Here is a 9,814-nt window from a genome sequence, read left to right on the forward strand (position 1 = left end):
AAAGGGGATAATTTTACGAAAAAATATATTATCTAAAATATCGCCTTAATTCATGAAACCTTTTATTTCCAATTGTGAGCCTATCAATGCTTCAATGCGTATTTATCTAAGTAACGTTTCATTGTATTAAAAGTTGTGTTCCGGATAATAATTACCAGCATTTTTTAATTCTTCTTTAGTCAAACCATATCTTTTATGATTAAAATTTTACGTATCTATTTATTTGTTGCGAGTTTAATTCTGATTAGTGCTTTTAGCGCCAATGCTCAAAACTGTACCATTAATGCAGGCCAAGACAGGGTAATTTGTCCGGGTACCTCATTTATGTTAACAGGCGCTGCAACAGGAAGTTTTGCTGAAACCGCTGTATGGACACAAATTGCAGGTCCGGCAGTAACCATTTCTGCTACTGCTGTAGCCGGTGGAGCAGCAACTGCAACAGTTACTGGTTATTTAGAGAATGTAAGTTATACCTTTAGATTAACTGCAAAATGTACAGATGGTTCGCCAGTATTTGACGATGCCATTTACAAAGCTTCAGACCTTACCGTAGCCAATTTAGGACCGGATAGGGTAGAGTGCCCAGGTACAATTACTTTAATTGGTAATCCGTTAAAACCAGGAGAAACAGCTTTATGGGAAGTGATTAGTGGTAGCTTACCAGTTCCTTCGCCAGCAACATCAGCAAGTGCATCGGTAACATTGCCTGCCACAGGTAGTGGAGTAACCGTATTTAGATACACTATAAAAAATGGAAGTACAAATTGTACTTCTTCAGATTTGATTGAGGTAAGGAACTTAGGTGGGGTGTTTCCTGTAACTGCAGTTTCGCCACTCAGTGCAAGTTGTTATACTTTAACAGCTTCCAAACAAATCTCTGCATCTTATGGCGGGGCAGGCTTTGGACAACAAGGTACGTGGACTTTTATTAGCGGGCCAAGTACACCAACTTTCGCAAATATTCATGATAATACTACAACGGTGAGTAATTTATCGCAAGGTACCTATGTGGTACGTTGGACAGTTGTAGGACCTTGCGGAAATGGTTCTGCTGATGTAACGATTAATGTTGATCCGCCTTCTCAGGATGTAACTGGTGCTGGTTCTCCAACAATGATTTATTGTGATGGTAGAACAACAACGATATTAAATGGGGTTAAACCTTTATATACAAATGAAACCGTACAATGGACGGCTGCTGCTGGTAACCCGGCTGGAGCAACCATTGATGCACCTACTTCTCCAACAACGACAATTACAGGTTTAAATGGAAGTAGTACTTATAATTTTACTTATACCATTACCAATACGGTAACGGGTTGTTCAACTAACGGAAATTATCGCATCAGCTATACTGTTCCACCTGCTATTTCATTAACCCCTACAAGCCCTCAGATTTTAGCTTGTGAAGTGAATCAATTGGCAGTTCCTTATACAGTAAGTGGTGGAAATTTAACCCAGTGGGCATTGATAAGTGGCCCTGCTGATTCGCAGATTGCAGCCGATCATCCATTTAATGTTTACATGACGGCGGCGGGTTCGATACAAAATATTATAGGCCTAGATAAAATTGGTACTTATGTAGTGAGATTTAGAAGAACAAGTGATAACTCTTCTGGTGGTTGTGTTGATGCTTACGCTGATTTAACTATTGTAGTATCAAAAGCACCATATCAAGCGGTTGGTGGTACCTCGCAATTTTTAGCTTGTGGTACACTAAATGCAACCTTAGCTGGTAATGATGCTCAAATAGGCGATTCTGGTAGCGGTCAATGGAGCCAGGTAAGTGGTCCGAATACAGCCGTTATTGCCAATAAGTTTTTAAATACTACTGCTATTTCAAACTTGGTAAGTGGTGTATATATTTTTAGATGGATTGTAACGGGTGGAATTGGTTGTACCAATACACAAGATGATGCAAGGGTAATTGTTGCATCACTACCTACTGTGGTGAATGCAGGTTCTACCATTAATGCTTGTTTTGGTACACCGATTAAATTAGATGCCAATGTGCCAGAACGAAGTGAAACAGGAACATGGTCTGTTGTATCGCAAACTCCAGCTGCCCCTGCAAGTACAATTGCATTTTCTAATGTAAATGATCCAAAAGCAACTGCTACTGGATTTGTAGCCAATAAAACTTATGTATTAAGATGGACAATTAGCAATGCTTGTGGAAGTATTTTTAACGATGTAACCATTAATACAGACAATACAAATGGTCCTAAGCAAGCCATTGCTGGTGCAAATATGTGTTATACTGCTGCTACTACAAGTTTTAATCTAGCAGGAAATGCACCTTCTGGTGGGGAAACAGGAACTTGGACTTTATTGCCTGGAGCACCTAACACACCAACATTTAATGCAAGTTTATTTAATACTGCAGTAACAGGAGCAGTGGTAGGTACATATTCATTCGAATGGAAATTAGAAAGAGGTACATGTGTACCTACAAGAGATACGGTAGTAGTTACCATTGCCGGACCAACTACAGTGGCTTCCATAACTGGTGCTCCACAACAAAATATATGTAGTTTAGCTCCTTTAAGTTTATTGGCGAATCAGCCAGCAGCGAATGAGACAGGCTTATGGACACAAATTGAAGGCCCAGGTGGTGCAGTAATTAATAATCCAACAAGTTACAATACGGCCAATGTTACTGGTTTAATTGAGGCTCGTTATAAATTCCGTTGGACCATTAGTAACAGTGCTTGTTCTAGTAGCTCAGCCGAGATTACGTATAATATTGGCGAACCGCCTACAACAGCTATTGCCGGTACAAACCAAACACTTTGTGATGTAACAACAGCTACATTAGCTGCAAATACAATTACATCTGGTACAGGTTTATGGTCGGTAGTAAGTGGACCAAGCACACCAGTATTTTCTAATGTTTCTAGTCCAACAGCTACCATAAGCAATCTTAAACTAGGTACTTATGTTTTAACCTGGAAAGCTACTAGTGGCCCTTATTGTGCACCATCAACAAGTAATGTAACCATTACTATTGGTCAATCTGCCAAAGCAGGTGCAGATCAAACTTTATGTAATGTAACCAGTACAGTATTGATAGGTAATGATGGTAGTACAGGTACATGGACCCAAACTGCTGGACCAGCTGTAACCATTACCACAAACTCAAATAATACAGCTATCGTTTCTGGTTTAACTTCAGGAAACTATACTTTTCAATATGCCATAACTGTAGGTGGATGTGGTAACGCAACAGATTTAATGAATGTTTCTGTTAGTGGACCTCCATCAACCGCTGATGCTGGAGCAGATCAAGAACTTTGTACTACAAGTGGTACAACAGCCAACTTATTAGCGGTTACTCCAGTAGTGGGTACTGGAACTTGGAGCTTCTTAAGCCAGCCTTCTGGTGGGGTTGCTACTATTGCATCGCCAGCAACTGCTGCAACAGCAGTTAATAACTTAAGTGTTGCAGGTGTATATATATTACAATGGACCGTTGCCAATGCAAATTGTAGCGGTAGCCAATCTAATAATGACGTAGTAAGAATAACAGTATACTTACCACCAACAACTGCCCAGCCTATGCCAGCTCAAACCAATGCTTGTCAGGGTGGTGTGGTATTAACAGGTACAACTCCAGTAATTGGTGTAGGTACATGGACTTATGTAAGTGGTGGTACCAATCCAGGTAATATCGTAATCAATGCACCAAACTCGCCAACTACAACCATATCAGGTTTAGATGTTGCACCTGGAAATCCATATATCTTTAAATGGACCATTGCAAACGGAGTTTGTGCCTCTTCTTCACAGAATGTAAGTGTTAACGTTACCGATGTTAGTCCTAATCCGGCAAATGCAGGTTTAGACTCAGAGGTATGTACAGCTGCAATTGGTGGTACTGGAACTAAGGTTTTAACGGCTGCTGCTGCGGTAGGAGGTACTGGAACTTGGTCTGTAGTAAGTGGACCAAATGCACCAACATTTAGTAGCTTAACTGATCCAACTGCAACTGTTAGCAATTTAGTTAAGGGCACTTATATCTTTAAATGGAAAGTAACCAATGCGAGTGGTTGTAGTACCGAAGATGATGTAAAAATTACAGTATTTGATCCACCAAGTGTGGCAGATGCAGGCCCAGCTACAGCATCTTTCTGCTTGTATTCTCCAGTTCAACTGGCTGCAATTGCACCAACTTCGGGTATTGGAACTTGGACAACTTTCTCTAAACCAGCAGGAAGTGTTGATCCGGTATTTAGTTCTGCAAATGCTAATAATGCAACAGTTGGTGGTTTGCAAATGGGTACTTATGTTTTCCGTTGGACGACCTCTAATGGTCCATGTATAACTTATCAAGATGATATCACAGTAACGATAGAAGATTGTCAAGTGGCCATTGCAAAATCTGCAGGTACACCTGTACAGCAAGCAAATGGTAGCTACAATGTAACTTTTACTTTTAAAGTTCGAAATACAGGTACAACTCCTCTGAGTACTGTTCAAGTGAAGGATCAATTGAATTTGACATTCCCTTCTCCTAAAACATTTAGTAAAGTAAGTTTAAGTGCAACAGGTTCACTAACTGCTAATCCAACATTTAATGGTAGTGCCGATCAAAACTTATTAAGCCCAGCAGCTTCAAGTCTAGCTGTAGGTCAAGAAGAGACCATTACCCTTGTCGTTAACGTAATCTTATAATCACTGGAGAACTGTATAAAATGAAGATCGCAAAATTATTTTTAAAGTATACAGCAACGGTGTTGCTATTCATGCTAATTGGTAGGGGCAATGCAAGTGCGCAGGTAACCTATAACTCAAAAAATACAGCTACTGTAACTGCGGTAGCACCAGGGAACGTTCAGGTTACCGATATTTCCAATTCTGGTACAACAATCGTTCGACTGGATGGAGACGAAACTCCTGTTATTTTCCCAATGATTGGTTTGGCTAAAACAGTTGGAACTCCAGTTATTCAAAGTAATGGAACCTATAATATTACTTATACACTTAGGGTAAGAAATTATAGTGGGATCGCTTTAAAAACGATCCAGATTACTGATGATCTGGCTGCAACATTCCCTGCTCCAGCAACATTTACGATGGTAGGTGTGGTTACGAAACTTGGCTCAAGTACAACCAATGGATCTGGGGCAATTGCTGTGAATACAGCTTTTAACGGAACCACAGATAAGAACCTACTGCTTCCTGCAACGAGTTCATTAGTAGGAATGCCAACCCCGGCAAGTGGTACAGCATATTATGCAAGTATTAGCTTTACCATTAATGTAAATGTAAATGGAAACTATGCCACTTATAACAATACGGCCACAACAACAGCGATAACAGATACACCAGATGCGGTTAACGTAACAGATGTATCTCATAATAATACAAGTCCGAATAACGGCGATAATACCAAAACACCTCTATTTTATAACACTCCAACTCCTGTAAACTTACAAACTTCGGATATTAGGGTAATTAAAACAGTAGATAATTCATCACCAAAAGAAGGTGATAATGTTATATTTCAAATTAAGGTAAGAAACTTAGGTGCTGGTGATGCTGCTCCAGTAGTCGTTTCAGATTTATTAACATCAGGTTTTCAATATGTAAGTGATGATGGGGCTGGAGCCTATGTTCCGGCAACAGGTACTTGGTCTGTTGGTATTTTAACAGTTGGTGCAGCTAACGAAAAAACATTAAATATTACGGCAAAGGTTGTCGCAAACCGACCAGCTGGCGATTATGTAAATACTGCAAGTAGCAATCACCCACAAGATCCAGTAGCGCCAAATAACAGTTCGACGATAACTTTAACCCCAGTTCCGGCAGCCGACCTAAAAATTACCAATACCGATGGAAAGACATTATATGTTCCAGGTACAAGTAATACCTATACCATGGTGGTTACCAATGATGGTCCAAGTCATGTAACTGGAGCAACAGTAACCAATACTTTGCCAGCAGGTGTAACTGGTACATGGACCGCGGTTTATACTGGTGGTGCAACAGGTACCGCTAATGGAACAAATAGTATTTCTGAATTGGTGAATATGCCAAGTGGATCAACCATTACCTATACTTATGTAGTTAACGTACCAAGTGGTACCACAGGTAATTTTGTAAACACAGCAACGGTGGCTGTACCTGCTGGAGTAACTGATCCAACACCAGCTAACAATACAGCAACAGATACCGATACCCAAAACAGTACTGCTGATCTAAAAATTACCAATACCGATGGTAAAACCCAATATATTCCTGGTACTACGAATACCTATACCATGGTGGTTACCAATGATGGACCAAGTAATGTTACAGCTGCAACCGTAGCCAATACTTTACCTGCCGGTGTAACTGGTACATGGACTGCAGTTTATACAGGAGGTGCTACTGGTGTTGCCAGTGGTACAAACAGTATCAATCAACCGGTTAATATGCCAAGTGGTTCAACTATAACTTATACTTATGTGGTAAGTGTACCAAGTAGTTATACAGGTAGCTTTGTAAATACAGCAACAGTGGCCGTGCCTGCTGGGGTAACTGATCCAACCCCGGCTAACAATACCGCAACAGATACCGATACCCAAAACAGTACTGCAGATCTAAAAATTACCAATACTGATGGTAAAACCCAATATATTCCTGGTACCACGAACACTTATACCATGGTGGTTACCAATGATGGGCCAAGTGATGTAACCGGAGCAACCGTTGCCAATACACTTCCAGCAGGTGTAACTGGTACATGGACAGTAGTGTATACAGGTGGGGGTACTGGTAATGCCAATGGTACCAACAGTATCTCAGAAACAGTTAATCTGCCAAGCGGAGCTACAGCTACTTACACCTTTGTAGTAAGTGTGCCAAGTAATTATACAGGTAGTTTTGTAAATACAGGAACAGTTACAGCTCCTGCAGGTATCACTGATCCAACCCCAGCTAATAATACGGCTACAGATACAGATACACAGAACAGTACTGCTGATCTTCAGATTACCAATACAGATGGTAAAACACAATATATACCAGGTACAAGTAATACCTATACCATGGTGGTTACCAATGCAGGTCCGAGTGATGTAACTGGTGCAACGGTGGCTAACACCTTACCAGCCGGTGTTACAGGAACATGGACAGCAGTTTATGCTGGAGGAGCAAGCGGAACGGCCAATGGTACCAATAGCATAGCTGAAACGGTTAACATGCCTTCAGGTTCAACTATTACTTATACTTATGTGGTAAGTGTACCAAGCAGTTATACAGGTAGTTTTGTAAATACAGGTACAGTTACAGCTCCTGCAGGTGTAACCGATCCAACTCCTGCCAATAATACAGCAACAGATACCGATACACAAAATAGTACTGCCGATCTAAAAATTACCAATACAGATGGTAAAACCAATTACACACCTGGAACAAGTAATACTTATACCATGGTCGTTACCAACGATGGACCAAGTAATGTAACTGGAGCAACTGTGACCAATACCCTGCCAGCAGGTGTAACAGGTACATGGACTGCAGTTTATACAGGTGGTGCAACTGGTACGGCTAACGGAACAAACAGTATTTCCGAATCAGTTAACATGCCAAGTGGTTCAACCATTACCTATACTTATGTGGTTGATGTACCAAGTGGAACAACAGGTAGCTTTGTAAATACAGCAACAGTGGCTGTGCCAGCAGGGGTAACCGATCCAACCCCAGCAAATAATACCGCTACAGATACCGATACCCAGAACAGTATTGCTGATCTGAAAATTACCAATACCGACGGAAAGACATTGTATGTTCCTGGAACAAGTAATACCTATACCATAGTGGTTACCAACGATGGACCAAGTAATGTTACAGCTGCAACCGTAGCCAATACTTTACCTGCCGGTGTAACTGGTACATGGACTGCAGTTTATGCAGGAGGTGCTACTGGTGCTGCCAATGGTGCCAACAGTATCAATCAATCGGTTAACATGCCAAGTGGTTCAACCATTACCTATACTTATGTGGTTAATGTACCAAGTAGCTATACAGGTAATTTTGTAAATACGGCTACCGTAACTGCACCAGCAGGAGTAACCGATCCAACGCCAGCTAACAATACTGCTACAGATACTGATACCCAAAATAGTATAGCTGATCTAAAAATTACCAATACCGATGGTAAAACCCAATATATTCCTGGAACTACCAACACTTATACCATGGTGGTTACCAATGATGGGCCTAGTGATGTAATTGGTGCAACAGTTGCCAATACTTTACCTGCCGGTGTAACTGGTACATGGACGGTAGTTTATACTGGTGGAGGTACTGGTAATGCCAATGGTAGTAATAGTATTGCAGAAACAGTTAATTTACCAAGTGGTGCTACAGCTACCTATACCTTTGTTGTAAGTGTACCAAGTAGCTACACTGGAAACTTTGTAAATACAGGAACTGTTACCGCTCCAGTTGGTGTAACTGACCCAACTCCAGCTAACAATACCGCAACAGATACCGATACACAGAATAGCACAGCCGATCTTCAGATTACCAATACTGATGGCAAAACGCAATACATACCAGGTACTACGAACACTTATACTATGGTGGTTACCAATGCGGGTCCGAGTGATGTAACTGGAGCAACAGTAGCAAATACTTTGCCTGCAGGTGTAACTGGTACATGGACTGCAGTTTATAGCGGTGGTGCAACCGGAACAGCTAATGGTACCAACAGCATAGGCGAAACGGTTAATATGCCTTCAGGTTCGACCATTACTTATACTTATGTAGTTAATGTACCAAGTAGTTATACAGGTAGCTTTGTGAACACGGGAACTGTAACTGCACCAGCAGGAGTAACCGATCCAACACCAGCCAACAACACCGCAACAGATACCGATACAAAAAATAGTATTGCAGATCTTCAAATTACCAATACAGATGGCAAACTTGAATATGTGCCAGGTACAAGCAATACTTATACTGTAGTGGTACAAAACGTTGGACCAAGTGATGCAGTTGGAGCAACTGTTGTAAATGCACTTCCAGCGGGTATTTCTACCAGCAGTTGGACTGCAGTTTATAGCGGTGGTGCAACAGGTACAGCTAACGGAACAGGTGGTATCAGTGAAACAGTTAATATCCCGTCTGGTGGCCAAATTACTTATACTGTGGTGATGACAATTCCATCTGGCCGTACAGGAAATATGGTAAGTACTGCTACAGTTGCAACGCCAGCAGGAGTAACCGATCCAACTCCAGCTAACAATACTGCAACAGATACTGATACCCAAAATAGTATAGCTGATCTGAAGATTACGAACACTGATGGTAAAACTCAATATATCCCTGGTACTACCAATACCTATACCATGGTGGTTACCAATGATGGACCAAGTGATGTTACAGCTGCAACAGTAGCCAATACTTTACCAGCCGGTGTAACCGGTACATGGACTGCAGTTTATGCAGGAGGTGCTACAGGTACAGCTAATGGTACTAACAGTATCAATCAATCGGTTAATATGCCGAGTGGTTCAACTATAACTTATACTTATGTGGTAAGTGTACCAAGTAGCTATACAGGTAATTTTGTAAATACTGGAACTGTTACCGCACCAGCAGGAGTAACCGATCCAACTCCAGCCAACAATACAGCAACAGATACCGATACACAGAATAGTGTTGCAGATCTACAAATCACCAATACCGATGGTAAAATTCAATATATTCCTGGTACCACAAATACTTATACTATTGTAGCAAGTAATGTAGGCCCAAGTGATGTAACTGGAGCAAGGGTTACCAATACACTTCCAGCGGGAGTTACTGGTACATGGACTGCAGT

At 41.1% G+C, this 9,814-nt stretch carries 2 protein-coding genes; both read left to right on the forward strand.

What is annotated here, in order from left to right:
• Positions 1-195 precede the first annotated feature (195 nt).
• Positions 196-4,674, forward strand: coding sequence for a hypothetical protein (locus AQF98_RS13925; RefSeq protein ID WP_055132584.1), 4,479 nt, complete (start codon positions 196-198; stop codon positions 4,672-4,674).
• Between the two features lie 20 nt (positions 4,675-4,694).
• On the forward strand, positions 4,695-9,814 hold a 5,120-nt coding region (locus AQF98_RS13930), incomplete at its 3' end, for a DUF11 domain-containing protein (RefSeq protein ID WP_152969721.1).

This window comes from Pedobacter sp. Hv1 (genome assembly GCF_001412215.1).
Classification (GTDB): Bacteria; Bacteroidota; Bacteroidia; order Sphingobacteriales; family Sphingobacteriaceae; genus Pedobacter.

Bases quoted from the DNA above. Each gene is read 5' to 3' on its own strand.
- AQF98_RS13925 (WP_055132584.1), top strand. From the start codon at position 196: ATGATTAAAATTTTACGTATCTATTTATTTGTTGCGAGTTTAATTCTG.